Raw genomic sequence first — 1,091 nt, forward strand, 5'->3', positions numbered from 1 at the left:
GGCGACGGACACCCCCGTGGCGGGCGGGAAGGCGGCCGGACCGGACCGGTCGGCGCACTCGGTGGCCACCAGCAGCACGGGGATGTCGGCGATGCGGCGGGCGAGGTAGCCGATCCAGCGCCGGGACGGCTCGTCGGCGTGGTGGAGGTCGTCCACCGCGAGCAGCGCCGGCCGCTCGGCGGCCGACCGGGCCAGGCGCGTCACCAGCCGGTGGAACAGCCGCTGTTCGTCCGGTCCGCCCGGTGCCGAGAAGGGAACGGCCTCGTCGTCCGCGAAGAGCTGCCGGACCAGCCCGAACGGGAACGCCGTCTCCTCCGGTACGCCGCGCGCCCGTCCGACGCGCATGGCGTCGCCGCCGGCCTGCTGCCGGACGATCGCCTCCAACGCGGCGGTCCGCCCCCGGCCGGCCACCGGCGCCGAGAGCAGGACCGAGCGCCCGCTGCCCGCCCGTACGGCCGCCGCCGCTGTCGCAGCCATGCCAAGAACCTCGTCGCGCTCCAGGAGCATCCGATCCCGTCCCTTCGTCCTGTCCACCCGCGACGCCGACCCGGGCCCGCCTCCCCCGCCCGGGCATCGCCGCCCGCGGCCACCGGATCCGCATTTCCGCGGGAATACCGTGACGTTGCCTTCCCGGTCCGATCCTCACCCAGTAGCGACACGAACCGACTCACCGCGCGGAAAACGGCGCGATCACGTTTGTGGCAGAGCTTGATCCAGCCGCTTTTATCACGTTTCACGCACGAACTTTCCGCCCGCGACACCGGAGCGCACCGACCCCGAACCCGTCCGGCCGCATCCGGGACCGGCCCCGCGCAGGCAGCCTCCGGGACGGCGGACCGCCACCCGCGCCCGCCGGCCACCGCGCACCCACCGGTTCGTGCCGACACGGATCGATTCCCCCGGCCCGCCTTTCGACCGCCGGCCCGGCAGAGCCGGGTGAACCGGGAGTTCACCGGTTCACCCACGAGGAGTCCCTCGTCATCACCGCCCCGCCGCCGAGCACCAGCACAAAGGGAAAGGCGATATCCGACAGTCCGTCGCGACGCACCCGGCAAATCCTCACGGGGAGTTGACGCCACCCGGACCCCTAC

Annotated in this window: 1 protein-coding gene; it reads right to left on the reverse strand. The window is 73.8% G+C overall.

The genetic code is table 11. The features are described 5' to 3' along the window. A partial coding sequence (locus tag ACIQOV_RS42565) for an ATP-binding protein (protein WP_401056645.1) occupies nucleotides 1-507 on the reverse strand: 507 nt, incomplete at its 3' end. Nucleotides 508-1,091 lie beyond the last annotated feature (584 nt).

The sequence above is a fragment of the Kitasatospora sp. NPDC091257 genome (genome assembly GCF_044757675.1).
GTDB lineage: Bacteria > Actinomycetota > Actinomycetes > Streptomycetales > Streptomycetaceae > Kitasatospora > Kitasatospora lactacystinica.